At 69.0% G+C, this 20,376-nt stretch carries 42 protein-coding genes; 40 read left to right on the top strand and 2 right to left on the bottom strand.

Features of this window, described 5'->3' with window-relative positions:
• Nucleotides 1–71 precede the first annotated feature (71 nt).
• The 10 genes from ABGB08_RS39230 to ABGB08_RS39185 are packed head-to-tail and all read left to right on the top strand — an operon-like array spanning nucleotide 72 to nucleotide 4,300.
• On the top strand, nucleotides 72–302 hold the full coding sequence (locus ABGB08_RS39230) for a hypothetical protein (RefSeq protein WP_347601350.1): 231 nt from the start codon (nucleotides 72–74) through the stop codon (nucleotides 300–302).
• Nucleotides 299–484 carry a hypothetical protein gene (locus tag ABGB08_RS39225; RefSeq protein WP_347601348.1) on the top strand — a complete coding sequence of 62 codons (186 nt, stop codon included), beginning with the start codon at nucleotides 299–301 and terminating at the stop codon, nucleotides 482–484. The genes ABGB08_RS39230 and ABGB08_RS39225 overlap by 4 nt, the downstream gene beginning before the upstream one ends.
• The gene (locus ABGB08_RS39220; protein ID WP_347601346.1) at nucleotides 481–1,035 is read left to right on the top strand and encodes a hypothetical protein; all 555 of its coding nucleotides are present in this window, start codon (nucleotides 481–483) and stop codon (nucleotides 1,033–1,035) included. Before ABGB08_RS39225 ends, ABGB08_RS39220 begins: the two co-directional genes overlap by 4 nt.
• A complete protein-coding gene (locus ABGB08_RS39215) occupies nucleotides 1,032–1,751 on the top strand; it encodes a hypothetical protein (RefSeq protein WP_347601344.1) in 720 nt (239 codons plus the stop codon). The genes ABGB08_RS39220 and ABGB08_RS39215 overlap by 4 nt, the downstream gene beginning before the upstream one ends.
• Nucleotides 1,748–1,918, top strand: coding sequence for a hypothetical protein (locus ABGB08_RS39210; protein WP_347601342.1), 171 nt, complete (start codon nucleotides 1,748–1,750; stop codon nucleotides 1,916–1,918). Before ABGB08_RS39215 ends, ABGB08_RS39210 begins: the two co-directional genes overlap by 4 nt.
• Nucleotides 1,915–2,124: a helix-turn-helix domain-containing protein gene (locus ABGB08_RS39205; protein WP_347601340.1), complete on the top strand. Its 210-nt coding sequence runs from the start codon at nucleotides 1,915–1,917 to the stop codon at nucleotides 2,122–2,124. Before ABGB08_RS39210 ends, ABGB08_RS39205 begins: the two co-directional genes overlap by 4 nt.
• A complete protein-coding gene (locus ABGB08_RS39200; protein ID WP_347601338.1) occupies nucleotides 2,117–3,106 on the top strand; it encodes a hypothetical protein in 990 nt (329 codons plus the stop codon). The genes ABGB08_RS39205 and ABGB08_RS39200 overlap by 8 nt, the downstream gene beginning before the upstream one ends.
• Nucleotides 3,103–3,258, top strand: coding sequence for a hypothetical protein (locus ABGB08_RS39195; protein ID WP_347601336.1), 156 nt, complete (start codon nucleotides 3,103–3,105; stop codon nucleotides 3,256–3,258). Before ABGB08_RS39200 ends, ABGB08_RS39195 begins: the two co-directional genes overlap by 4 nt.
• Complete coding sequence (locus tag ABGB08_RS39190; protein WP_347601334.1) at nucleotides 3,255–3,761, top strand: hypothetical protein; 507 nt, start codon at nucleotides 3,255–3,257, stop codon at nucleotides 3,759–3,761. The genes ABGB08_RS39195 and ABGB08_RS39190 overlap by 4 nt, the downstream gene beginning before the upstream one ends.
• Nucleotides 3,761–4,300, top strand: a complete 540-nt coding sequence (locus tag ABGB08_RS39185; protein ID WP_347601332.1) for a hypothetical protein — start codon at nucleotides 3,761–3,763, stop codon at nucleotides 4,298–4,300. The genes ABGB08_RS39190 and ABGB08_RS39185 overlap by 1 nt, the downstream gene beginning before the upstream one ends.
• 360 nt (nucleotides 4,301–4,660) lie before the next feature.
• On the opposite strand, the gene ABGB08_RS39180 is transcribed toward ABGB08_RS39185, so the two are convergent.
• Nucleotides 4,661–5,245, bottom strand: coding sequence for a hypothetical protein (locus tag ABGB08_RS39180; protein ID WP_347601330.1), 585 nt, complete (start codon nucleotides 5,243–5,245; stop codon nucleotides 4,661–4,663).
• A 124-nt stretch (nucleotides 5,246–5,369) separates the two neighbouring features.
• Between ABGB08_RS39180 and ABGB08_RS39175 the strand changes: the two genes are divergently transcribed.
• The 30 genes from ABGB08_RS39175 to ABGB08_RS39030 all read left to right on the top strand — a co-directional run bounded on the left by ABGB08_RS39175 (nucleotide 5,370) and on the right by ABGB08_RS39030 (nucleotide 19,889).
• Complete coding sequence (locus ABGB08_RS39175; protein ID WP_347601328.1) at nucleotides 5,370–5,816, top strand: hypothetical protein; 447 nt, start codon at nucleotides 5,370–5,372, stop codon at nucleotides 5,814–5,816.
• A 2-nt stretch (nucleotides 5,817–5,818) separates the two neighbouring features.
• Nucleotides 5,819–6,907: a hypothetical protein gene (locus ABGB08_RS39170; protein WP_347601326.1), complete on the top strand. Its 1,089-nt coding sequence runs from the start codon at nucleotides 5,819–5,821 to the stop codon at nucleotides 6,905–6,907.
• On the top strand, nucleotides 6,904–8,376 hold the full coding sequence (locus ABGB08_RS39165; protein ID WP_347601324.1) for a DUF5131 family protein: 1,473 nt from the start codon (nucleotides 6,904–6,906) through the stop codon (nucleotides 8,374–8,376). The genes ABGB08_RS39170 and ABGB08_RS39165 overlap by 4 nt, the downstream gene beginning before the upstream one ends.
• Nucleotides 8,377–8,467: 91 nt before the next feature.
• The gene (locus tag ABGB08_RS39160; protein ID WP_347601322.1) at nucleotides 8,468–9,364 is read left to right on the top strand and encodes a hypothetical protein; all 897 of its coding nucleotides are present in this window, start codon (nucleotides 8,468–8,470) and stop codon (nucleotides 9,362–9,364) included.
• On the top strand, nucleotides 9,361–9,981 hold the full coding sequence (locus ABGB08_RS39155) for a hypothetical protein (RefSeq protein ID WP_347601321.1): 621 nt from the start codon (nucleotides 9,361–9,363) through the stop codon (nucleotides 9,979–9,981). Before ABGB08_RS39160 ends, ABGB08_RS39155 begins: the two co-directional genes overlap by 4 nt.
• The gene (locus tag ABGB08_RS39150; protein WP_347601319.1) at nucleotides 9,978–10,211 is read left to right on the top strand and encodes a hypothetical protein; all 234 of its coding nucleotides are present in this window, start codon (nucleotides 9,978–9,980) and stop codon (nucleotides 10,209–10,211) included. The genes ABGB08_RS39155 and ABGB08_RS39150 overlap by 4 nt, the downstream gene beginning before the upstream one ends.
• Nucleotides 10,208–10,477, top strand: coding sequence for a hypothetical protein (locus ABGB08_RS39145; RefSeq protein ID WP_347601317.1), 270 nt, complete (start codon nucleotides 10,208–10,210; stop codon nucleotides 10,475–10,477). Before ABGB08_RS39150 ends, ABGB08_RS39145 begins: the two co-directional genes overlap by 4 nt.
• On the top strand, nucleotides 10,474–10,725 hold the full coding sequence (locus ABGB08_RS39140) for a helix-turn-helix transcriptional regulator (protein WP_347601315.1): 252 nt from the start codon (nucleotides 10,474–10,476) through the stop codon (nucleotides 10,723–10,725). The genes ABGB08_RS39145 and ABGB08_RS39140 overlap by 4 nt, the downstream gene beginning before the upstream one ends.
• Nucleotides 10,722–11,099 (top strand): hypothetical protein, encoded by a 378-nt coding sequence (locus ABGB08_RS39135; protein WP_347601313.1) that lies wholly within the window; start codon nucleotides 10,722–10,724, stop codon nucleotides 11,097–11,099. The genes ABGB08_RS39140 and ABGB08_RS39135 overlap by 4 nt, the downstream gene beginning before the upstream one ends.
• Nucleotides 11,096–11,299, top strand: a complete 204-nt coding sequence (locus tag ABGB08_RS39130; RefSeq protein ID WP_347601311.1) for a hypothetical protein — start codon at nucleotides 11,096–11,098, stop codon at nucleotides 11,297–11,299. Before ABGB08_RS39135 ends, ABGB08_RS39130 begins: the two co-directional genes overlap by 4 nt.
• On the top strand, nucleotides 11,296–11,643 hold the full coding sequence (locus ABGB08_RS39125; protein ID WP_347601310.1) for a helix-turn-helix transcriptional regulator: 348 nt from the start codon (nucleotides 11,296–11,298) through the stop codon (nucleotides 11,641–11,643). The genes ABGB08_RS39130 and ABGB08_RS39125 overlap by 4 nt, the downstream gene beginning before the upstream one ends.
• The gene (locus ABGB08_RS39120) at nucleotides 11,640–12,038 is read left to right on the top strand and encodes a hypothetical protein (RefSeq protein ID WP_347601308.1); all 399 of its coding nucleotides are present in this window, start codon (nucleotides 11,640–11,642) and stop codon (nucleotides 12,036–12,038) included. Before ABGB08_RS39125 ends, ABGB08_RS39120 begins: the two co-directional genes overlap by 4 nt.
• Nucleotides 12,035–12,874 (top strand): site-specific DNA-methyltransferase, encoded by an 840-nt coding sequence (locus ABGB08_RS39115; protein WP_347601306.1) that lies wholly within the window; start codon nucleotides 12,035–12,037, stop codon nucleotides 12,872–12,874. Before ABGB08_RS39120 ends, ABGB08_RS39115 begins: the two co-directional genes overlap by 4 nt.
• A complete protein-coding gene (locus ABGB08_RS39110) occupies nucleotides 12,871–13,380 on the top strand; it encodes a hypothetical protein (protein ID WP_347601305.1) in 510 nt (169 codons plus the stop codon). The genes ABGB08_RS39115 and ABGB08_RS39110 overlap by 4 nt, the downstream gene beginning before the upstream one ends.
• Complete coding sequence (locus tag ABGB08_RS39105) at nucleotides 13,377–13,649, top strand: hypothetical protein (protein ID WP_347601303.1); 273 nt, start codon at nucleotides 13,377–13,379, stop codon at nucleotides 13,647–13,649. Before ABGB08_RS39110 ends, ABGB08_RS39105 begins: the two co-directional genes overlap by 4 nt.
• Complete coding sequence (locus tag ABGB08_RS39100; protein WP_347601301.1) at nucleotides 13,646–13,996, top strand: HIT domain-containing protein; 351 nt, start codon at nucleotides 13,646–13,648, stop codon at nucleotides 13,994–13,996. The genes ABGB08_RS39105 and ABGB08_RS39100 overlap by 4 nt, the downstream gene beginning before the upstream one ends.
• Nucleotides 13,993–14,400 (top strand): hypothetical protein, encoded by a 408-nt coding sequence (locus ABGB08_RS39095; RefSeq protein ID WP_347601299.1) that lies wholly within the window; start codon nucleotides 13,993–13,995, stop codon nucleotides 14,398–14,400. Before ABGB08_RS39100 ends, ABGB08_RS39095 begins: the two co-directional genes overlap by 4 nt.
• On the top strand, nucleotides 14,397–14,972 hold the full coding sequence (locus ABGB08_RS39090) for a hypothetical protein (RefSeq protein ID WP_347601297.1): 576 nt from the start codon (nucleotides 14,397–14,399) through the stop codon (nucleotides 14,970–14,972). Before ABGB08_RS39095 ends, ABGB08_RS39090 begins: the two co-directional genes overlap by 4 nt.
• Nucleotides 14,969–15,244 carry a hypothetical protein gene (locus ABGB08_RS39085; protein WP_347601295.1) on the top strand — a complete coding sequence of 92 codons (276 nt, stop codon included), beginning with the start codon at nucleotides 14,969–14,971 and terminating at the stop codon, nucleotides 15,242–15,244. Before ABGB08_RS39090 ends, ABGB08_RS39085 begins: the two co-directional genes overlap by 4 nt.
• Nucleotides 15,245–15,332: 88 nt before the next feature.
• Nucleotides 15,333–16,307 (top strand): hypothetical protein, encoded by a 975-nt coding sequence (locus ABGB08_RS39080; RefSeq protein ID WP_347601293.1) that lies wholly within the window; start codon nucleotides 15,333–15,335, stop codon nucleotides 16,305–16,307.
• Nucleotides 16,307–16,459, top strand: a complete 153-nt coding sequence (locus ABGB08_RS39075) for a hypothetical protein (protein WP_347601291.1) — start codon at nucleotides 16,307–16,309, stop codon at nucleotides 16,457–16,459. Before ABGB08_RS39080 ends, ABGB08_RS39075 begins: the two co-directional genes overlap by 1 nt.
• Nucleotides 16,452–16,877 carry a DUF6221 family protein gene (locus tag ABGB08_RS39070; RefSeq protein WP_347601289.1) on the top strand — a complete coding sequence of 142 codons (426 nt, stop codon included), beginning with the start codon at nucleotides 16,452–16,454 and terminating at the stop codon, nucleotides 16,875–16,877. Before ABGB08_RS39075 ends, ABGB08_RS39070 begins: the two co-directional genes overlap by 8 nt.
• 64 nt (nucleotides 16,878–16,941) lie before the next feature.
• The gene (locus tag ABGB08_RS39065) at nucleotides 16,942–17,166 is read left to right on the top strand and encodes a hypothetical protein (RefSeq protein WP_347601287.1); all 225 of its coding nucleotides are present in this window, start codon (nucleotides 16,942–16,944) and stop codon (nucleotides 17,164–17,166) included.
• Nucleotides 17,159–17,581, top strand: coding sequence for a DUF6221 family protein (locus ABGB08_RS39060; protein WP_347601285.1), 423 nt, complete (start codon nucleotides 17,159–17,161; stop codon nucleotides 17,579–17,581). Before ABGB08_RS39065 ends, ABGB08_RS39060 begins: the two co-directional genes overlap by 8 nt.
• Nucleotides 17,560–17,934: a DUF6221 family protein gene (locus ABGB08_RS39055; RefSeq protein WP_347601283.1), complete on the top strand. Its 375-nt coding sequence runs from the start codon at nucleotides 17,560–17,562 to the stop codon at nucleotides 17,932–17,934. The genes ABGB08_RS39060 and ABGB08_RS39055 overlap by 22 nt, the downstream gene beginning before the upstream one ends.
• A gap of 36 nt (nucleotides 17,935–17,970) precedes the next feature.
• Complete coding sequence (locus ABGB08_RS39050; protein WP_347601281.1) at nucleotides 17,971–18,132, top strand: hypothetical protein; 162 nt, start codon at nucleotides 17,971–17,973, stop codon at nucleotides 18,130–18,132.
• 377 nt (nucleotides 18,133–18,509) lie between these two features.
• Nucleotides 18,510–18,911 carry a GIY-YIG nuclease family protein gene (locus ABGB08_RS39045; RefSeq protein WP_347601279.1) on the top strand — a complete coding sequence of 134 codons (402 nt, stop codon included), beginning with the start codon at nucleotides 18,510–18,512 and terminating at the stop codon, nucleotides 18,909–18,911.
• Nucleotides 18,908–19,171 carry a hypothetical protein gene (locus ABGB08_RS39040; RefSeq protein ID WP_347601277.1) on the top strand — a complete coding sequence of 88 codons (264 nt, stop codon included), beginning with the start codon at nucleotides 18,908–18,910 and terminating at the stop codon, nucleotides 19,169–19,171. Before ABGB08_RS39045 ends, ABGB08_RS39040 begins: the two co-directional genes overlap by 4 nt.
• 98 nt (nucleotides 19,172–19,269) lie before the next feature.
• Nucleotides 19,270–19,527, top strand: a complete 258-nt coding sequence (locus ABGB08_RS39035) for a hypothetical protein (RefSeq protein ID WP_347601275.1) — start codon at nucleotides 19,270–19,272, stop codon at nucleotides 19,525–19,527.
• Between the two features lie 14 nt (nucleotides 19,528–19,541).
• Nucleotides 19,542–19,889 carry a hypothetical protein gene (locus ABGB08_RS39030; RefSeq protein ID WP_347601273.1) on the top strand — a complete coding sequence of 116 codons (348 nt, stop codon included), beginning with the start codon at nucleotides 19,542–19,544 and terminating at the stop codon, nucleotides 19,887–19,889.
• On the opposite strand, the gene ABGB08_RS39025 is transcribed toward ABGB08_RS39030, so the two are convergent.
• Nucleotides 19,886–20,368: a hypothetical protein gene (locus ABGB08_RS39025; RefSeq protein WP_347601271.1), complete on the bottom strand. Its 483-nt coding sequence runs from the start codon at nucleotides 20,366–20,368 to the stop codon at nucleotides 19,886–19,888. The genes ABGB08_RS39030 and ABGB08_RS39025 overlap by 4 nt on opposite strands.
• Nucleotides 20,369–20,376: the final 8 nt, after the last annotated feature.

Here is a 20,376-nt window from a genome sequence, read left to right as displayed (position 1 = left end):
GGCGCGCGCCCACCTCAAGATGCTCGCCAAGCACGGCCCCCGCCGGCGGATCCGCGACCAGGGCGCGGCGCATGGCCGAAGCCAAATCCTGGCTGCCGCCGCTCGCCTGGGACGACGACCTGATCGACCTCCCGGACGCCGAACTCGCGGCCGAGGTGAAACGCCGGGCCGAGGCCATGGACGAGGAGGAGGCGTCGCGCTGCTGGACCGCCCGCTACAAGCAAGGCGACCTGTCGCCGCTCATCGCCGCCGGAGCGCGCGAGCACGTCCGGCGGCTCAAGCAGGGGCAGGTGGCGTCATGACGTCCCCGACCCCGGCCCAGCTCGGCGCAGCTGAGGCCAAGCGCCGCCGCGACGCCCGCCGTACCCGCTACGCCCGCCTGCTCGCCAAAGGCAACGCGCCCGAACTCGCCGACGAGCTCGTCGGCATCTCGCCGCGGACCGCCGCCAGGTATGACGCCCAACTCCGGGAGGTCGCCCCGTGACCCGCCTGACGCTGGCCGCGCTCTACAAGGTGGCCCGCACCGCCTCCGGCACCCCCACGGCCACCCTCACCATCGCCACCCGCGCCGAAACAGACGACCGGTACGCGGCCTGGTCGAGCGGCTGCCTCCAACTCCCGCACGACCTGGTCGAAGAACTGGCCTTCCCGCCCGACGGCTCGTACACGATCACCAGCAAAGGCGCACTCAGCCCAACCGAGATCCGCGGCTTCCGGGCCCCCGTCGTCGTCACCTCCATGCTGCCCCTCCTCGACGCCGACGACCGCGCCCCCGTCGAACAAACCGGCTGGCTCAACGAAGAGGGCATCCTCCTACGCCGCTACCTCCGCCCCGACGGGCGCCCACCCATCGCCGTCAGCGACGACCACTGGCAGGCATGGGCCAAACACCTCGAGCAGCCCGCCTGGCACACCCCATCCCGCGGCGGCCTCATCCTCTGGGCCCCCGACGAGCGGGCGCGGGCGACCGCGCTGCTGGGCACCATCCACCCCCGCTTCACCCCCGACCTCCCCGAATGGACAGCTGACCTATGACCCGCGTCGACTTGCGCACCTCCGACCTGCACCGCCTCCTCGCCCCCGTCATCCCGCACGCCTCCACCGACAAAGACGCCCCCAACCTGTGCGTCGTCCGCCTCGAAGCCCTGGGCGGCACCCTCACCGCGGTCGCCACCGACATGCTGTGCAGCCTCGCTGCCACCCGCCACGGCCCCGTCGACGGCCTGGACGACTTCACCCTCACCCTCCGCCGCGAGGACGCCGTCGGCGCGCTGCGCACCTTCAAGCACACCAAAACCAACGACCCCGAGCTGTCCCTGGTCGTCGACGAGATGCCCGTCCCCACTGACGCCGCATCACAGATGCGGCTCGCGATCCGCATCGACTCCGAGACGGGCACCCGCCTGGCCTACCCGGACGTCACACCGGCAGAGCCGCCCCGCGTGCTGCGGCAGTGGCGGGAAACTCTCGCCGGAGCCGTTCAGGCGCGGCCCGTCTCCCGCCCAGCGCCGGTCATCGTGCTGTCGTCATGGGCGGCACCGCGGTGGGCGAAAGCCCCGGGCGAGTTGCGCATGTTCCCCGGCGAGGCGCTCGGCGATCTGGTGCTGGTGACGGCGGGCGACTCGTTCATCGGCCTGTGGAAGCCGCTCTCCCACCTGAAGGGGGAGCCGGAGGATCTGCTGGCTGAGTCGCCGTGGGTCAAGGACCTCGCGAGCGTGCAGGGCCTGCCGGTGGATGAGGTGTCGAAGTGAGGCCGCCGACGTGGTGCGGCCCGGCCTACAAGGGCGCGATGAAACACCGGCGGGGCGAGAAGCGGCTGGAGGCGGAGGAGCGGCAGGAAGCCGAACAGCTGCGCGCCGAAATCCAGCGGCGGGACGAGGCCGCCGCGTCGGCGCTGACGATCGCGAGCAGCCGATGACCGAGCCCGTCCCCGCCGACGTCGAGTTCCTCAAGCCTGCAGAGATCGCCACGAAGCTCCGCGTCGCCAAAATGTCCGTCTACCGGCTCATCCACAGCGGGGAGTTGCCCGCCATCAAGGTCGGCAAATCCTTCCGGGTGCCTGTCGCGGCGTACGAGGCGTACGTCGCAGCGGCCGCGGTGGAAGGAGAGCCGAGCGATGGCTGAGACCCCCACCGACCCGCCGTACGGCGTCATCCCCGACGACGCCATCGCCGCCGCCGCCCGCGTCATCGCCTTCCACGTCGAGCACGGCCAGCTCACCGCATACCCGATGGCCGAGGCCGTCCTGCACGCCGCACACCCGCACCTGCAGCCGCTCATGCCGGTTGTCGACCCCGACGCGTTCGACGCGTACGTGGTCACCTCCACCTGCGACGTCTGGCTCACCTGCCCCCGCGACGGGTGCGAGGCACCCGAGGTGCACGAGAGCGAGCCACGACCAGCCGACCAGGTGCTCACGCTCGGCGACCTGACGGATCTGGCGCTCGACCACGAAGGCGAGAAGCACGGCGGGTATCGGCCATCCTCGTGCGAGATCGTGGACACGCCGACCGGGCCCATCTCGGTGCAGGCCGAGCAGCCGATCCCGCCCGCGCTGGCCGACGCGCTCGGGGACCTGGCCGGGGTTGTCCGCGCCAACCACGCAGGCAGGCCGGACCCGTACGGCATCGCCCGCGAAGCCCTCGCCGCGTACAGCACCGAGGACGGCGGACTCCGCCTCAACGCCACCCGCGCCGCCTCCCGGGTGGTCACCGCCCTCCGCAAGGCCGGGCTCGTCGACCCGCCCATGCCTCCGCAGGAGGACCATCCGCCGATCCAGACACCGGCTAACCCCGACGGCGGCCCGGACGCTCCCGAGATCGACGACGCCCTCCAGCGGCTCATCCGCGCCGGACGTGTCATCGCCGTGCCCGCGCACGTCCGGATCCGGCACGGCAACCGCAACCCGCAGAACATCTACCAGGTCGGAGAAGACGGCACCGAGACCTTCGTCGCCGTCGCCATGTCGCCCGGCATCGCCGAGAACCTGGTCGACGTCGTCAACAACGGCCTCGCCTACCGGGACCGGGCGTTCGCGGCCGAGGAGGCCGTCATCCAGCTGAGCGAGCAGGCTGCCCGCGCCATCACCACCCAGGAGACCCCATGAAAGCCGTCCTCGCCGGTTTAGCCCTGGCCGCCTCCGCGTTCATGTTCGCCGCCGCCGGACTCGCCACCGTCGCCGCGTTCGCAGGGCTCGCCAGCCTGGGCGCGCTCGCCCTCGGCATCCACCAACTCACCCGAAAGGACCACCGCCCGTGATCTACAGCGGAAACCCCAGCTACCCGACCACCGCCCGCGGGGCGGGCGAGCCCCGCACCATCGCCCCAGAGCTCCTAGACGGCCTCCGCCGCCTCGGCGACACCTACGGAGCCCTCGGCGTCGCCCTGGCCGCAGCGACACTCACCGACGCCGACGCCCTACGCCGGGAGCTCAGCGGAGATCGCGGGGCGGCCGAGGAGCCCGAACCGTCCGGCATCGGACATGCCGTCGTGGAGTTGCTCGGACACCGCCGCGTCGGCGCGTACGTGTCCGAGGCCACCATCGCGGGCGCGTCCTTCCTGCGCCTCGACGTGCCCGCCACCCCCGGCCACGACGCGATGACGCAGTACGTCAGCCCCGGCTCCGTCTACTGCCTCACGCCGACCACGCAGGAGATCGCCCACAAGGCCGCCGCCATCGGACGACCCGCGCCCGTCAGCCGGTGGGAACTCGAAACCAAGCCGTACACGGCAGCCGACTGCGACGAGGACAGGCCGTACTGATGACCGACCAGACCCGCGACGCCATCTGGGTGCAGTCCGACCTGTCCGCAGACGGCACCACCTACGTGACCGCCATCCACTACGACCAGGACAAGAGCCGCATCCTCGACGCGAAGACGGCATACGCCTACGTCGCCGAGATCTTCCGCGCCTCCGTCCACGCCGAACATGACGCCGCCGTCATCCGGCAGCTGCGGGCGACGGGGATGCCGGTGGAACTCGCCGCGCGCGCGGTCGCCGACCTGCGGGCAGACCGGCCGCCCCTCGACGACGCCGCGACCGCCCCGCTCCGTCTGGTGCCCGGGGTCAGCCAGAAGACCGGCAACGGATTCCTCGCCACCTACGTCGGCAACCGCCAGGTCGGCCAGTGGGACCCGGACGACGCGCGCGACCACGCCACCGGCGTCCTCAGCGTCATGGCCGCCGCCGACCTCGACTCCGCCTACCGCCGCTACCTGGTCGGCCCGGTCGGGCTAGCACCCGGCGAAGCGCTGGCCGCCGTCTCCGGGCTCGCCGACCACATCGGAGGCAGACAATGACCCGCCAATCCATCCAACCCACCTACGACCGGCGCGAAACCGGCGACCGCTACCACGTCACCTCCAAGATCAACGGCCACCCCATCGTCTGGCAGAAGCCCATCACCGACCCATTCGTCCGCCACACCATCCGCATCCACTGGCGGGACCTGCTCCACTCGCTGATGGCGCTGCACCCCATCGATCTCATCGTTCGGCACTTCCCACCGGCTGCCCCTGGGCGGAGACCACGACACGTTGTGCACCCGGGTTGCCTCGTTGGCGTCGCTCACGAACAACGGGTCCGGCCGCAGCAACACCGTCTCGGGCGTCCGGGCTGGAACACATGCAGGACGCGCGTCCCGAAAGAACGCGGACGTCTCAGAACGGCGGGAACTCCTCCGGAGCCAGCAACTGGCGAGCCGCATCCAGATGTTCAATCGCCCTCCGGCGCCGCGCCTCATCGACGATCGAACCCTGCGCGGGCGCCACGATCGGCGGACCCGCCTCCAAGCCTTCCTCCTCCGGCCGATACCACGTCGGCTTGGACGGCACCCATGACAGGTGATGGACCCGAGCCGCCGCATTCGCCGCATCCACGAACCCGCTGCCCGGCCGCAACGGCAACGCCAGGCTCACCAACGTCAAATGGTCGAGCTCCTGGCCCTCGACACCCGCCAGAAACTCCTCCTCCTTCCCAGCCGACCCGGGCGGAAGAAACCAGTACCCCAGCGGATGCCCGAACACCAGGCAGAACGCCACCAGCTCGTCTGCGTCGAACTCGCGCCGGCGCCCGGTCGCCCACGACCGCTCAGCCAGCGCCACGGTGTTGCTCGTCCACTTCTTCCCCGTCGCCGCGGTCAGCCGCTCGGCCGCCTCCTCCTGCGTCATCTCCGCGCGCCGCCGCGCGCTCCCCAGATTGAACGCGACCACCTGATTGATCGTCAGCCTCTGCTTGTCATCCACCCCGCGACAGTAAACGCCAACCTGTCACCCATGCAAGGTTTGTTGTCGCACCCGCATTGCGGCCACCCGGAACGCCCACTAGATTGGTCCCGTGTTGTCACCCATGCTCAGGAAACAGTCTTCTGTGACTACAGACGACTCGCAAGCCGCCGCGCCCACCATCAACCAGATCGTCGCCCACAACTTCGCCCAGGCACGACGACGCGCCGGCCTCACCCAGCAGGAAACCGCCCGCCGCCTCACCCGCCTCACCGGCACCCGATGGACCGAAGTCACCGTCTGCAACGCCGAACGCTCCGTCAAAGGCACCCGGGTCAAAGAATTCCGCGCCATCGAACTCCTCGCCTTCAGCGAACTGTTCGGCATGCCCGTCGCCCGCTTCCTCCTGCCACCGGCCGACGAAAACGCCGCCCCCGCCTACGCGCTCGGCCCCAGCGACACCGCAGCCCGCATCACCAGCCGGCGGCTCCTGGACCACGTCCTCGCCCGCCGCCCCAAAGGCGAATACCGCGACCTCGTCCACGAGGCCACCCGCACCTCGCACAACACGCCCGCAAGTCAGGAGGCGTAGGGGTGAGACAGACGAGATCCGGGCCGGCCAAGCAGGCCAGCGACGCCTGGATCAGCGCCGACACCGAAGCCAAGGAAGCCGACTTCCGCGGCATCCTCGGCATGCACATCAACATCTGCAAAGGCATCCTCGCCCGCCACGGCGGGCTCCCCTACCTGTACGCCGACCTGTACGCCGGGCCCGGCCACCTCTACTACGAAGGCCGGCACTTCCTCGGCAGCCCGCTCATCGCCCAGGACCTGATGACCCGCGCTGGAATCCCCAACTTCGCCATCCACTTCGACGAAGACCCGGCCGTTGCCGCACGACTGGCCGAAGCCCTGTGGGTGCCCACCAGCCTCCTGGACCAGCCGGACGCCGACAGCGCCCCCATCTTCGCGGAACGCTGCGAACAGGGCTTCGCCCGCTGGCTCCACCAGCAAGGCCCCCAACCCGGCCGGCACGGGCTCGTCTACGCCGACCCCATCAAGGACGAGATCCCCCACCAGCTGCTCAACCAGTCCGCCCAGCTCCTGCCGAAAGTCGACCTCCTCTCCTACGTCTCCGCGACCCAGTACAAGCGCCGCCGCGGCAGCGACATACGGCTCCGCGGTGCCTCTGACCGGCCGCTGCTGTCGGACCACATCGCCGCCGTAGACAAGCGGATCACCCTCATCCGCAAGCCCGCCGGGCCGTGGCAGTGGACGTTCGTGCTCTGGTCCAACTGGGTCAACATGCCGGCCTGGCAGCAGCGGGGTTTCCACCGGCTCGACTCGACGGCCGGGGAGCAGATCCTCGACCAGCTCAACCTGACCTCCCTGCAGCACCGCGAGAAAGCGAACACGCCGCTCCCTTTTGAGCAAGCCACGGAGCGGGCTACTGGGCCGCCCTACCGGACCTACCGGGAGTACCTGCGGCACCCGAAGTTCCTCGCTGTCCGAGCGCTGGTCTTCGAGCGAGCCGCCGGCAGGTGCGAACGCTGCCGCGAATGGCCGCCAGTCGAGCCCCACCATTTCCGCTATCCGCCGTGGGGGACTTTCGATGTTCCCGAAAACATGATCGCCGTCTGCCATCCCTGTCACTGCGAGATCCACGGAAAGAAGTACCGATGACGAAACTCGGCCCTTACGAGGTCCACCCTTTCGCTGACGCCTTTCCGCTCATCGACGGCGAGGAATTCGAAGAACTGGCCCGCGACATCAAGTCTCACGGGCAGCGACAGCCGATCGTGCTCAACCACGACCGGACCGTCCTAGTCGACGGCCGCAACCGCTTCCGGGCATGTCAGACCGCAGGTGTCAACCCGGTGTTCGAGGCGCTCCCTGCGAGCTACACCGATTCAATGATCCTCGACTACATCGTTTCGACGAATATCGAGCGGCGGCATCTGAACGCCGGGCAGAAAGCACTCATCGCGCTTGAATACGAGAAGGCGATTTCTGGGGCGGCGAAGGCCGCCGAGGCTGAGCGCAAGAGCGCTGCGGTGGGTGACAGCAGCAGTCGGAACGGTAACTCTTCGCCTACTTTGACTGTGGCAGATCTGCCACAGTCGCCAACTCCAGAGCCCATTCTGCGGCCGTTCGAGACAAAATCGCGCGAGCGTGCCGCGAAGCTCGTCGGCGCCTCAGGCCGCGCCGTCCAGCAGGCCAAAGCCCTTCAACGCGACGCCCCCGATCTCGCCGCCCAGGTCCGCTCCGGAGCGGTCGCCCTGGACGCCGCGGACCGGCAGCGCAAGCAGCGGGTCGCCGCCCTGCCCAGGCCCGAACCGGCTCCCAGGCCGGCCGCGGTCATGCTCACCTTGCGCACCAACACCGGCCAGGAAGTCGCCTACCCCAAACCGCAGGGCAAGGCCACCTTCAACACCAGCTCCGGCGACGGCATCTCGTGGGCTGAATGGTCATGGAACCCCGTCACCGGGTGCCTGCATGGCTGCGACTACTGCTACGCCCGCGAGATCGCCACCAGCGAGCGATTCAAGGCCGCCTACCCCGCCGGGTTCACGCCGCTGTTCCACCACGAGCGGCTCGACGCTCCGGCCAACACCGTCATTCCAGCGCAGCACCGCGGCGATCCGGCGTGGAAGCGCGTCTTCGTCTGCTCGATGGCCGACCTGTACGGCCGCTGGGTGCCCGACGAGTGGATCGCCCAAGTACACAAGTCGATGAACGCGAGCCCCTGGTGGGAATACCTCCTGCTCACCAAATTCCCTGCCCGCTACGTCGGCCTCGACATGCCGCCCGGCGCCTGGGTCGGCACCAGCGTCGACGAGCAGAAGCGGGTCCGCATCGCCGAGGACGCCTTCCGGAAGATCGACGGCGTCAAGGTCAAATGGCTGTCCCTCGAACCACTCCGGGAGCCGCTCCAGTTCACCGACCTGTCGATGTTCGACTGGATCGTCATCGGCGCCCAGACCGAAACCCGGCAGCCCACCGGCGTCGTCCCCGCCTTCGCCCCGCCCTTCGAGTGGGTCGCCCGCATCGTCGCCCAGGCCCGCGAAGCCGGCTGCCGTGTGCACCTCAAGCCCAACCTGTCCAACGGCCGTCCCGGCATGCAGATGCCCAACGAGTACCCCACCAACTGACCGCCTAGGAGAACGCCTTGATCCACACCAGTCGAATACGGGCCCCGCACCCTGCCGCGTGACCCTTCGACCCTGAAAGAGAGCACCACCCATGCCCTGGGTCCGCTTCGATGACCAGTACCCGATCAACCGCAAGGTGTCACGCCTCTCGGATGCTGCATACCGCCTGCACTCTTCAGCGATCTTCTGGTGCGCACGGAACCTCACTGACGGATTCGTGCCCGAGGAAGACCTCGAAGACGTGTGTGCGCGGGTGCGAACGCCGGAACGCTTCGTCACCGAGTTCCTCGATCGCGGCCTGTTTCACGAGATCGGAACCCCGTGCGACTCCGAGTCCTGCCCCGCCAACCCCAGTAACGACGTTACGGACACAGTTACGGGAAAACGGGGATGGCTCATCCACGACTACTTCGACTACCAGCCCACCAAATCCAAGGTCCTCGCCGACCGCAAGGACAACGCCGATCGGCAGAAGAAGTGGCGTGAGCAGCAGAAACGCGGTGGCGACCGTAACGGCGTTAGTAACCCTGCTAGTAGCACCGTAAGTAACAGCGCCCCGTCCCGTCCCGTCCCGTCATCTCCTAACGGAGATGAACAGACGGACTCTACGAGTCCGTCACGCGCGCGACCGCGCGACAACGGCACCCGACTGCCCGACGACTTCGGAGTCACCGAGGACATGGCGGCCTGGGCCCGCGAGAAGACACCCACCTGCGGCACCGCCGACCACGAAGCCTTCTGCGACTACTGGCGAGCCCAGCCCGGCACCAAGGGCCGCAAAGCCGACTGGGTCGCCACCTGGCGCAACTGGATGCGCCGCGAACACGACAAACGCGTGAGCCGACCCGGGCCGCCCGGCGGCAACACCGCCCGCAGATCCACCACAGACGAACGCGTCGCCGCAGCCCAAGCCCTCAAAGGCCCACCCGCCACCGGCGACGAACGCCCCCACCCCCTCATCAAGATCATGGGAGAGATCGAACGATGAAACGGGACATCACCATGACCCGCGACCAGATCATCGACATCCTCACCTGCGCCGCCGCCTACGACCGGCGCACCATCGGCGAAACCGACATCGCCGCCTGGCGCCTCGCCATCGGCGACCTCCCCTTCGCCGACGCCCAAACCGCCGTCGTCGAGCACTACACCGACAGCACCGACTGGCTCATGCCCGCCCACATCCGCACTCGCGTAAAGCGGACGCGCGAACTCCGCCTCGCCGCCCGGCCCATCCCCGCACCCGCACCCGAACTCACCCACGACCAAGCCGCCTACCAGCAGCAGTTCAACGCCATCGTCAAACGCCTCGCCGACGGCATGGACCCCCAACGCGCCATCCCCGCCCCCGGCCACGGCTCCGCCCCCACCAGCACCTACATCCAGGCCCGCGGCACCTACCGGTCGCCGCACCGCATCGTCGCCATGCAAGTCCCCTGCCCCTGGGGCACCTGCCGCGCCCTGCCCGGCGAAGGCTGCCGCACGACGGCCGGCCACCCCCTCGACCATCCCCACGAAGGGCGCCTCGTCGAAGCCGGACTCGCCGAATGGGTCGAGGTCAACGGGGTTCAGCGCGCCGTCCTACACGGGACGGAGCGGCCGTGACCAGCAGAAAGACCACCACCGACCCGCACATCCAGGACGGCTGGATCAACCTCCGCGCGGGTCTCACCGCCGACCTGAAAGACCACGTCGCCGCCCACGTCGTCGACGACCTCGTCACCCGGATCATCGCCAACCGGATCGCCGGACCCGGCTGGAAACCGCCGCTCGGCCCGGTCCCGCAGGTGGTCCGCGACGCCCGCATCAAGCACGCCATGGAGGCCGGCCAGTGACCCCGACCTGCCGCGCCTGCGATCGCCACGTCGGCCTGCACCGGCGCGGCCTCTGCCGCACCTGCCACAACCTGCACGCCAAGACCGGCACCCTGCACTGGTTCCCGCCCAAGCCGCGCACCAGCAGGCCAGCCGCCGCCCGCGTCCAGGACTTCGCCGAGCTCCGCGGCCAGGGCGAACTCCGAACCGTCGCCGCCGCCCGCATCGGGGTGTCGACCCGCACCGCGAGCCGGTACGCCGCACGGATCCGAAAGGCCGCAGCATGACCGCCACCACGGACAACGTTCCGGCCGAGCCGCCGCGCGCACAGCCGTTGCACGTCCGCCTCCGGCAGGCCCGCGAGCAGGCCGGTCTCACTCAGGAGCAGGCGGGTGAGAAGTTCGGGTGCGCGGCGAGCGGCATCCACCAGATCGAGATCGGGACGATCCGGCTGTTGCCGCGCCGCCTCGACGACCTGCTGGCGTTGTACGGGCTGCGGGTCGAGCTGGTGCCGGTCGAGGACGTGACGCGATGACCGGCACGCACCGCGGCCGTTCCTGGTCCGGTCACCCGCTCGAAGACGAATGCCCGTGCCCGCAGGAGCCGTGCGGCCTCGTCGACCCCGGCAACGCCGCGCCCGATTGTGTGCAGCACGGCCGTAACCATCCGGCGAAGACGATGCGGCAGGGTCACGCCGCCGACGACTGCCCGGGCGAGCTCGACCTTTCGGAGATGCTCCGGCTCGTGCGTGAGGCGCTCATCCGTGCCGACGCCCGATGCCCGGTCCACGGCGTGACGCCGCCGCCGCTGGAGCAGCGGGCCCGACACGGGGACTGCGTGCAGTGTGCCCAGCCGCGGCGTGTCCGGCGGGCGCTGATCGCCCTTCAGCTCACGGAGTTGCCGTCATGACCCAGACCTGGCACGCCACCGTCCCGGCCGGGCGGATCGTCCCCGGCGAGGTCGTCGAGTCCCGGCACGTCCCGCTGTGGGTCGCCGAGATGGGTGACGCGCTCCTGGAGGACATCAACCGGCGTATGCGGTGGCGGATCCGCTACAGCCATCCGGTCGCCGATCCCAAGCAGTTCCGGTTCCTTGGAGGCGTCTCGTGACCGCCACCCGCGTAACACCCGCCACGCGGCCCTCAGAGGGCGCTGGGGCCACGAAGACGGGTCCGCCGGTAAACGTAGTAGGGGACGCTGCACAAGGCGCTCACAGAGGCGTACAGGCCCGCGCCATCGGCGTCCGCATCCGCGCCGCCCGAGAAGCGCGCGGATGGACCCAAACCGACCTGGCCGACCGCACCGGCTACACCCAGGCCACCATCAGCCGCTGGGAAGGCGGACACCGCGACATCACCGCCATCGACCTGCTCCGCGTCGCCGACGCCCTCGGCGTCACGGCAGCCGACCTCCTGCCCAAGGCGCACTGCGCACCCGAAGGGATCACGCCATGACCGCGACACCCGAACCCGAGCCCCGCCCGCAGACCGGCGCGGCCGGCGTCGGCATGCCCGCCCTCATCCACCTCAACGCCTGGGGCCGCGACCTGCACGAGGCGTTCGGCCACACCCCGTACCTGGTCGGATCCGCCGCCGTCGGCAAAACCTGGCGGGACGTCGACGTCCGCCTGATGCTGCCCGACGACGAGTTCGACCAGCTGTTCCCCAGCTACCACTCGCCCGGGCGGACGCACGACCGGTGGTCGCTGCTGTGCGCCGCCATCAGCGAACTCGGACGGATCCGCACCGGCCTGCCGATCGACTTCCAGTTCCAGCGGACCACCAACGCCAACGCCGCCTACCCCGGCGTCAGGCACGCGCTCGGCATGTACCTGAGGTGGAACGCATGAGCCGACTCGCCCTGCCCGTCCCGTACTACGCCGACGACCAGGTCGCCCTCTACCTGGGTGACATGCGGGAAGTGATTCCGGCGCTGGGGCTGCAGGCGGACCTGATCTGTGCGGATCCTCCCTACCAGGAGACATCTCTCCCGTGGGACCGCTGGCCTGACGGCTGGCTCAAGGTCGCCGCCGACGTAAGCCGGTCGATGTGGTGTTTCGGCAGTCAGCGGATGTTCTTCGCCCACCTGCACGAATTCCAGTCGGCGGGATGGCGGCTGTCCCAGGACATCGTCAGCCGCGACGACGACGGCCAGCCCGCCATCGGCGACGTCTGCGTGATCTGGGAGAAGAACAACGGCTCTGGCCGCCAGGCCGACCGTTTCCGCCGTATCCATGAGCACGTCCTGCACTGGTACCGGGGCGGCGGATGGCGTGACGAGATCTACCACGAGGCGATCCGGCACATCCCGCCCGGCGGCGTGAAGTCCCGCACTAAGCCCGGGGAGATCGTCCGCAAGAACCCCAACGACATCCCGCATGCAGGCGCGTACCGGGCCGTGGACTGGACCGACGACGGCACACGCCTGATGACCAGCGTCATCAGTGCGCGGAGCATGCGCGGCAAAGCGATCCACCCCACCGAGAAGCCTGTTGAGCTGCTCACGCCGCTGATCTCCTACGCCTGCCCGCCGGGCGGCCTGGTACTCGACCCGTTCGCCGGTTCCGGCTCCACTCTGGAAGCCGCCCGCCTGTCCGGCCGCCGCGCGATCGGCATCGAAGCCCACGAGCCGTACGCCGAGAAGGCCGCCCGACGCCTCGCCCAGGCCCCGCTGGAGCTGGCATGAGCCGCGCCGCCGCCCTCGACCACCCGGGACTCTGGGACCTCCCCATCGAGGAACCCGAACCCGAAGAGCCGGTTTCACCCTCCCCAAAGGCGGCCGCAAAGCCGCGCTCCCGCCGCCGCCACCTCCTCGACCTCGACCGGCCCAAACGCGACAAGGCGTGGAACGAACTCCCCTGCGACCCGCGCTGCCTGACCTGCGGAAAGGCGGAAGGCCAAGGCCTCTGCCACGCCCCCTCACGCTGCGCGGTCGTCTGCGTCCACACCCACCAGCCCGCACGCGCCGAGGTGTGCCTGATCGTCCACCACGTCACCGCCGTGTTGGTCCGCGGAGCGCCCAGCGTGCTGTGGCCCAGCCCCGGACACGCCGTCATCCTCTGCCCCGGGTGTGGCGGCATGCACTGGCACGGAGCCCGCTACGGCGTCGCGGTTCGAACAGGCCCGTGCGGGACGCCGTACGTCGTACACCTCGCACGACCCACCATCACAGCGGCAGGAGAACAACGATGAGCCTCCCCGACAAGTACTACGGCGACCTCAACCGGCGAGCCACCACCAAACTCCTCGAACAGCAAGGCGAGATCAACGACCTCCGCGCCCGCGCCGAGCAGGCAGAGGCGATCCTCCGCCAACAGCTCGACCCCTACCCGTGCCGGTACGACCACCACGGCGAATGCCAAGAACACGACCGGCTCGCGGACGGCACGTGCATGCAGGCACGCATCCGCGAACTCCTCAACGCCACGCCCAAGTCCACACCCGCTGGAGACCAACGATGAGCCGAACCGACTGCGTGTTCTGCCGGATCGTCGCCGGAGACGCACCCGCCGACATCGTCTACCGCTGGCCTGACGCCGTGGCGTTCGTGCCGCTCGGCCCCGTCACCGAGGGCCACGTTTTGGTGGTGCCGAAGGTCCACGTCCAGGACGCGACGGAAGACCCGTACACGACCGGTTTGGCCATGTCCGCCGCTGCCGAACTGGGGCGGACCATGTGGCCGTGCAACATCATCACCTCGGCAGGCGAGCTGGCGACACAGACGGTTTTCCACCTGCACCTCCACATTGTTCCGCGCCGCGAGGGCGACGGGCTGGCACTGCCGTGGACCACCGGAGAACGGCGATGACCACCCCCGAACTGATCCACCACGACCCGCGCGGACTCAACCTGTACGGAGTCCGCACCACCGGCGGCGACGTCCTGCTCGAAACCCGCCGCCACCCGGGCACAGGCCACCACAGCATCGAAATCCCCGATGCTCAGGTCGGCCAGGTCCTGACGCGGATCGCCGCCCTGGGAGCCGACGACCACCGGGCAGCAACGTCGCGCCTCGACTGCCCGGCCGCCCTCCTGCACTGGCTCATCGCCGCCGGAGTCGACATCACCATCGGCGCCGCGAAACACCAGGGCACCGCCGTGATCCGGGTCGCCCTCGACCTCGACGGGCCGATCACGCTCTACGGCTGCAACCTCGCCGGGCTGCTCGCTCAAGCGCGGGCGTGGTGCGAATACGAAGGGATCACGCCGTGACCCCCGAAGACTTCACCGCCGCCGCCCAGATCCTGCGCGGCCCCGTCTCCGCCCTCGCCACCCAGCTCACAGACGGCGGACGCAAACACGTCGTCGCCATCGCCCTCTGCGAAAACACCCAACCCCACGACGGGCCATGCCCCGAATGCCGGATCTTGGAGACCCGCTACAGCGGCGTAGCCCGCCACCTCGTACGCATCCTCGACGCCCGACCCCAACTCGCCGACCTGTACGACGCGGCAGCTGCCTTCGTCGCAGAGCACCCCGACCTCGGCCGCCCGCACGTCGACGGCCAGCCGTGCGACGACCACGCCTGCCGAATCGTCACCGGTTTGCGGGAACTCGCCAGGACTCTGACCGGGGACCGCCCAACAGCCGCGCCATCGGCCGCTGCGCCTGACGCCCCGCTCCACGCCCACGAGGTCACGCCCGCCGATGCCGCCGCGATCCGGATGCCGACGGGCGCGCAGTTCGGCCCCGAGGCCACGGTCACACTTCCGAGCGGCAAGACCATCACCGGCGCCGAGATGGCCCGCTGGCTGGACTCAGAAGCGGCAGGCGAACAGCGATGACCTGCCGCGACTGCCGCGCCCTGCGCGGCCACCGCATCGGCTGCTGGCGACTCTGCCCCACCTGCCTCAAAGGCACCCTCACCGAGATGAGCCGCAGCATCAGCCAGCCCGAACAACGCCGCTACAGCTGCGGATGCCGCTGGACGGACCCAACAGCCCTCGTGATCTTTGACGAGCTTCTCACCGCCCACGAACGCAAATACGCCGACCAGGTCACGCACGCCCGCCGCATCGTCCGCGAACACCTCCAAGCCCACCCACTGAAGCTCTGAGATCAAATCTGCCGGATCGACGCCAAAATCCCCTCACGCCACACCCGACGCGCCCGCCACGCGCCGCCACACCCCCCGGAAGGACCGCATGAGCACCAACCCCACAACGCTCCGGCCGGACCCACGCGCCCACGACGAAGACCGGCCCTGCGCCCGCGACCAGCGTTGTAGCGCCGCAACCATCGACCCCGACACCGGACGACGCGAACCCGCCCACTCGCCGCGGCCGCTCTGCGACACCGACCGCGACCTCCTCCAAGTCGCCATCGGCCAACTCCCGCGCATGTACGTCCGCGTCCACCAAGCCCTCCTCGTCGCCGGCGCAAGCTCGAACGGCGGACCGAAAGTCACCACGTCGAAAAGCCCCGGCCTGCTCATCAACACCTCCGCCGACGAACTCCTGCGCCTCCTCACCTTCACGCTCGTCTCCTGGGAGGAACGCGTCCGCGAGGTCGCCCACCTGTCCCCACTCGACACCGAACTCTCGCGCCGCCGCCGAGACAGCGTCGCCCTGCAGCAGGCGGTCAAGATCCTGGAACCGCGCGTCGACGCCCTACTCGCCCTCGACTTCGAGCCGATGATGCGGGACGGCGAGATCGTCGAGTTGGACGGCGAGGATGCGGCACTGGAGCTCTTCCAACTCCACTGGAAATGCCGGGCCGTGCTCACCGACACCAGCGCGCCGGCGGAACCGTTGAAGGTGCCGTGCCGGTGCGGTTTGCGGCAGCTGGTGCAGATCTTCGACTTCGAGGACCGGCCGGACGGCGCGGTGTGCAGGCAGTGCCGGGCCGAGCATTCGCAGCAGCAGCTGGTGGCGCTGGAGGGGGAGAAGACCGCCGACGCCCGCACCCAGGAGGCGGCTCGGATGGCTGCGCATCGGGTTCAGCGGGAGGAGATCGAGCGCGCCCGCGCGGCTGAGTTGGCGGTCCACCATCTGTGCCGGGGCGACACCGGCCCGGCCCGGCAGGCGCTTGCGCATTTGTCGGCGGCGCAACGGGAGCGCGTCGCACAGGCCGGGTACGCGCTGGCCCGGCTGGCGGGCGAACTCAGCAGGGAGGGCTGATGGCCACCACAGATCCGCAGCGGCTACACCATCGCGGCTTCTCGCTCGTCTGGCTCATCTATGACGAGCCCTTTATCGCGTTGGCGGCCAGGATGCGTCGCATCAAGACCGTGTACCGCCGCAAGGCCAGGAGGAGGGCACGACGTGGTTGATCAGCGAATGCCGGAGGTGGCCGTATGGCTCCGATCCACGATCGAAGGCGACAAGGCCGCCGCCGAGGCCATCGGCGCGGGCGTATGGACTGTGGCGAAGGCCGGTCGTGCTGAACTCGACGAGCTGGCCATCCTCGATGACGGCCGCCCGATCATCGACTCAGGGTGGGAAGGCGGCGGCGTCTACGACGCGGACGTGGCGCACCACATCGCCCTGCACGACCCTCGGGACACGATCGCCCGCTGCGAAGCGGAACTGGCCGAACTCGACCGCCACCAGCCCAACTTCGCCGGAGACTGCACCCGCTGCGACCAGGTCGCCCCCTGCGAGGCGGTCGTCATCAAGGCGCGCGGATACCGGCACCGGCCAGGCTGGAAAGACTGGGAACCCCACACCGGCCAGGAGCGCAAGCCGTGACCGTCACCCGCAATGTCGAAGTTGAAGCCGACGAGCGCGGCGAACTGGAGGAGGTACGCGGCCGATGGGAAATCCACCCGTAACCCACAAAGAATGCGCCGTCGTCGTCCGCGTGCTCCACGACGTCGCAGTCAGCCTCTTCGGCCTCGCCGAAAGAGTCGACCTGACCGAGGTAGCGAAGATCCTCGAAGACACCGGCGGCAAACACCTGAAAGGCGAGCGTGAGCTGGTCGCCGCGACCATCGACTACCTGACCCGACTACGCGGAATCGAGACGCAAAGTGGATGAGCTGATCGCCTTCCTTCGCGCCCGCCTCGACGAGGACGAGCAGGCCGCGCGCGGCGCGACATGGCACGAGGACGCCGGAACATGGCGCGCCGAACCAACCCCGTATGAAACCCGAGGCAAGTCCCAGCGCTGGTACATCGAGGACTCCATGGACGACGGCGTGGTCTCGCACGTTGACCCGCAGGCGTCGGACGATGAGGGCGTGGCCCGTCACATCGCCCGCCACCACCCCGCCCGCGTGCTGCGCGACCTCGAAGCCAAGCGGCGGCTGCTGGCCTGGCTCCAACGCACCCAGGACTGGGCCGCCAGCAACAACCTGTGGACCTACGACGAGACCGAACCATTGAAGATCCTCGCCGCGCCGTACGTAGACCACCCGGAATTCCGAGAGGAGTGGCGGACATCAACGAGCTGATCGAATTCGTTCGCGCCCGCCTCGACGAAGAGGAGTTCGTCGTCCAGCGCCTCGACGACTTCGACGGCAACGAGGTCACGGGCATCGAGGTCTACCAGGAAACGAACTACCCCTGGCTTAAGGTCCTCGCCATCGGCAAGAAGCGCGCCCTCGACGACATCGAGTCCAAGCGGCAGATCGTGAACCGCTGCGTCGAACGCGCCGAAGTGTTCTCGACCGGCGAATGGGATGTCGCGGAACCCGAGACCGGCACGGTAGCTCACGTGCTCAGGTTGCTCGCCCTCCCGTACGCAGCGCATGACGGGTACCGGAAGCACTGGCGGCTTCCGACCGCCACGCCTGAACATCCGTGAGCCGAAACGTCGGTGGGGCCTGCCAGAATTGCCGGTATGGCCCTCCCCGACCTCCTCCCGTGCCCCATCACGGGCGACGTCATCATGGTGCCGGTCGGAACCGTGAGCACCCGCATGAGCGCCGACGAGAGGCGCGAGCTCATCCGCCGCCTTCAGGAGCTCGACGCGCTTGAAACGGCCCGCAAAAACGCCCTCTGACCTGCGGGAACGTGCGCCCGAAAAAGTCGCAAAGATCGGGTATTTCTGGGACAATTGAGGCACAAGAAACCCCGGCGACGGCTGGCACCGCCCCGGGAGTGGCCGACTGATTGGGAGTCGACATGCAGGACGTTACCGTCCGCTGCGGATGCGGGCGAGACATGGCCCTTGACGCATTACGAGGACGCGGCGCATTCCGGTGCGGATGCGGAAGCCGAATCAAGATCAACAGCTCCGCCTACCGGACGAACACCTGTGTAGCCCCCGTAGGGGCACAGCGATGCGCGAAGACCCCACAGCCCGACAGTCCCATCCCGCTCTGCCGAGACCACAACCGAGACTGGCGAGACACCCTCGGCCTCATCGCCCCCGACGAGGTGGACACCTACATCGCGAATCGTGTCGCGGCCGACCTCGGCGAGGTGCCCGACGGTCCCGAACGTGTCGCCCAACTCGCCGCCCATGCCGCCGCCCGCGCTGCGGCCGTACGGCGCAAACTCGCCAATGGGCCCATCGATCCAAAGATCGACCTCGTGTACTACGTGCAGTTCAGCGACCGCGTGAAGATCGGAACTACTCGCAACCTCACGCAGCGCCTCTTGGACGTTCCGCACGACAGGCTGCTGGCCATCGAACCCGGCGGGTTCACCCTCGAAAGATCCCGGCACGCGCAGTTCGCGGCGCTGTGGGTCGTCGGCGAGTGGTTCAGGATCGAGGAACCCTTGACCTCTCACATCGCCGATGTTCGCGCCCGGAACAAGGCAATCCAGTGGGGGTGAGCGCGGTCGTTCGTCCGATCAACGTCTTCGACGCCGCCCAGCGTCTGCATGTGACGCCCTCGACAATCCGCGTATGGGGCACCCGGTACAAAGCCCGGAAGGTCGGCATCGTCGATAGGAAGTTGTACTTCGACATGCTGGACCTGGCGGTCATCCGGTGGCTGATCGTGAACGAGATCCCGGTCCCGCCCACACCTGAGGAGCGCGACAGAATTCGAGCCGAACTCACAATCTCGCGAGTTTCGCTCAACACCAGTTGATCTAGCGGCCACCTGCGTGCAAGAATCGCGGCACACGGACACATATGCCTCCGGAGCTACCAAGCTCGCGGAGGCATCGTCGTATCCAGGGGGTGAACATGCCCCCCGACCCCGACACGCAGCCCATCTCCGTCGCCGACGCAGCGGAACTCCTCGGCCGCGCACCCGGCACCATCTACTCCTGGGCCACGCGCTACAACGCCCAACGGGCCGGACACGACAAAGGCCGCGCCTACTTCGACCTTCGCGACCTGACGCTCATCGAATGGCTCATCCGCGAGGGCATCCCCATCCCGCCCACCCCCGCCGAGCGCGCCCGCATACACGCCGACACCCTCGCCCTCGCCCGCTCCTGAAAGCCGCACCCCTCATGCGCATCAGCGACCACATCGCCGCCCACGTCGAAAACCTGGTCAACGTTCACGCCCTGAGCGAACCGATCACGTACGAGATCATCCCCACGATGAAGCCGACCCCGCAGGGGCCGCGCGCCGTCTGGGTACTCATGCTCGTCGGCCGATCCATCGCCCTCAACGAGGCCGTCGGCGCGCCGCTCATCACCATCGAACGGCCGGACATCAGCGAAGAGCAGCTGAAGCCGCACGTGCTCAAGGCGATCGCCGCGATCAAGACGGCGAAAGCTGCAGCCGCCAGCACTCCTCCCGCGCAGGCGCGACCGAAGCCGAACAGGACCGCGAGCGGCCTCTACCTCAACTAGGCGGCCTGGTCGCGGATGGCGGGTGCGCCGAAGACGTCGTCGAACTGGTGGGCCAGCCGCCCGTTGACCAGGTGGTAGGCACCTCCGCCCACGCCGCGCGGGTTGACTCGGCCGTACGACATGACTTCGGTCGGGGTGAGCACGCCGAGGTTGCCGAAGACGTAGAAGACGGGCAGGCCGAACGCGGCGACGAACTGGAGCCCGAAGCTGATGCAGTCGCGGGAGATCGCGTAGCGGCCGGTCTCGGCACTGGACATGCGGTCCTTCGCGTCGATGGTCAGGATGTCGCCCTCTCTTGCGGCGATGAGGTCGGGGAAGTGCTTGAAGCGGGTCCGGCTGCGGGTGATCGCGGTCTGGATCGGGGCGGGCATGATTCCTTGCCCCCACGGCGCGACGGTCCAGCCGCGTGATTCGAGTTCGCGGGCGACGCGCTCTTCGTGGGCGTCACCGATGGCTTTGCGGTCGGTCCATGTAGACATGAGAAAAA

The organism is Acrocarpospora sp. B8E8 (assembly GCF_039871605.1).
GTDB classification, from domain to species: domain Bacteria; phylum Actinomycetota; class Actinomycetes; order Streptosporangiales; family Streptosporangiaceae; genus Acrocarpospora; species Acrocarpospora macrocephala.
This window is presented reverse-complemented; position numbering and strand designations above follow the sequence as displayed.

Coding starts and splice junctions, on each gene's coding strand:
- ABGB08_RS39050 (WP_347601281.1), top strand. CDS start 17,971: ATGGCCCTCCCCGACCTCCTCCCGTGCCCCATCACGGGCGACGTCATC.
- ABGB08_RS39155 (WP_347601321.1), top strand. CDS start 9,361: ATGAAACGGGACATCACCATGACCCGCGACCAGATCATCGACATCCTC.
- ABGB08_RS39100 (WP_347601301.1), top strand. CDS start 13,646: ATGAGCCGAACCGACTGCGTGTTCTGCCGGATCGTCGCCGGAGACGCA.
- ABGB08_RS39030 (WP_347601273.1), top strand. CDS start 19,542: ATGCGCATCAGCGACCACATCGCCGCCCACGTCGAAAACCTGGTCAAC.
- ABGB08_RS39080 (WP_347601293.1), top strand. CDS start 15,333: ATGAGCACCAACCCCACAACGCTCCGGCCGGACCCACGCGCCCACGAC.
- ABGB08_RS39165 (WP_347601324.1), top strand. CDS start 6,904: ATGACGAAACTCGGCCCTTACGAGGTCCACCCTTTCGCTGACGCCTTT.
- ABGB08_RS39200 (WP_347601338.1), top strand. CDS start 2,117: ATGGCTGAGACCCCCACCGACCCGCCGTACGGCGTCATCCCCGACGAC.
- ABGB08_RS39110 (WP_347601305.1), top strand. CDS start 12,871: ATGAGCCGCGCCGCCGCCCTCGACCACCCGGGACTCTGGGACCTCCCC.
- ABGB08_RS39105 (WP_347601303.1), top strand. CDS start 13,377: ATGAGCCTCCCCGACAAGTACTACGGCGACCTCAACCGGCGAGCCACC.
- ABGB08_RS39230 (WP_347601350.1), top strand. CDS start 72: ATGGCCGAAGCCAAATCCTGGCTGCCGCCGCTCGCCTGGGACGACGAC.
- ABGB08_RS39135 (WP_347601313.1), top strand. CDS start 10,722: ATGACCGGCACGCACCGCGGCCGTTCCTGGTCCGGTCACCCGCTCGAA.
- ABGB08_RS39085 (WP_347601295.1), top strand. CDS start 14,969: ATGACCTGCCGCGACTGCCGCGCCCTGCGCGGCCACCGCATCGGCTGC.
- ABGB08_RS39035 (WP_347601275.1), top strand. CDS start 19,270: ATGCCCCCCGACCCCGACACGCAGCCCATCTCCGTCGCCGACGCAGCG.
- ABGB08_RS39215 (WP_347601344.1), top strand. CDS start 1,032: ATGACCCGCGTCGACTTGCGCACCTCCGACCTGCACCGCCTCCTCGCC.
- ABGB08_RS39075 (WP_347601291.1), top strand. CDS start 16,307: ATGGCCACCACAGATCCGCAGCGGCTACACCATCGCGGCTTCTCGCTC.
- ABGB08_RS39120 (WP_347601308.1), top strand. CDS start 11,640: ATGACCGCGACACCCGAACCCGAGCCCCGCCCGCAGACCGGCGCGGCC.
- ABGB08_RS39115 (WP_347601306.1), top strand. CDS start 12,035: ATGAGCCGACTCGCCCTGCCCGTCCCGTACTACGCCGACGACCAGGTC.
- ABGB08_RS39140 (WP_347601315.1), top strand. CDS start 10,474: ATGACCGCCACCACGGACAACGTTCCGGCCGAGCCGCCGCGCGCACAG.
- ABGB08_RS39160 (WP_347601322.1), top strand. CDS start 8,468: ATGCCCTGGGTCCGCTTCGATGACCAGTACCCGATCAACCGCAAGGTG.
- ABGB08_RS39195 (WP_347601336.1), top strand. CDS start 3,103: ATGAAAGCCGTCCTCGCCGGTTTAGCCCTGGCCGCCTCCGCGTTCATG.
- ABGB08_RS39225 (WP_347601348.1), top strand. CDS start 299: ATGACGTCCCCGACCCCGGCCCAGCTCGGCGCAGCTGAGGCCAAGCGC.
- ABGB08_RS39065 (WP_347601287.1), top strand. CDS start 16,942: ATGGGAAATCCACCCGTAACCCACAAAGAATGCGCCGTCGTCGTCCGC.
- ABGB08_RS39095 (WP_347601299.1), top strand. CDS start 13,993: ATGACCACCCCCGAACTGATCCACCACGACCCGCGCGGACTCAACCTG.
- ABGB08_RS39025 (WP_347601271.1), bottom strand. CDS start 20,368: ATGTCTACATGGACCGACCGCAAAGCCATCGGTGACGCCCACGAAGAG.
- ABGB08_RS39205 (WP_347601340.1), top strand. CDS start 1,915: ATGACCGAGCCCGTCCCCGCCGACGTCGAGTTCCTCAAGCCTGCAGAG.
- ABGB08_RS39130 (WP_347601311.1), top strand. CDS start 11,096: ATGACCCAGACCTGGCACGCCACCGTCCCGGCCGGGCGGATCGTCCCC.
- ABGB08_RS39185 (WP_347601332.1), top strand. CDS start 3,761: ATGACCGACCAGACCCGCGACGCCATCTGGGTGCAGTCCGACCTGTCC.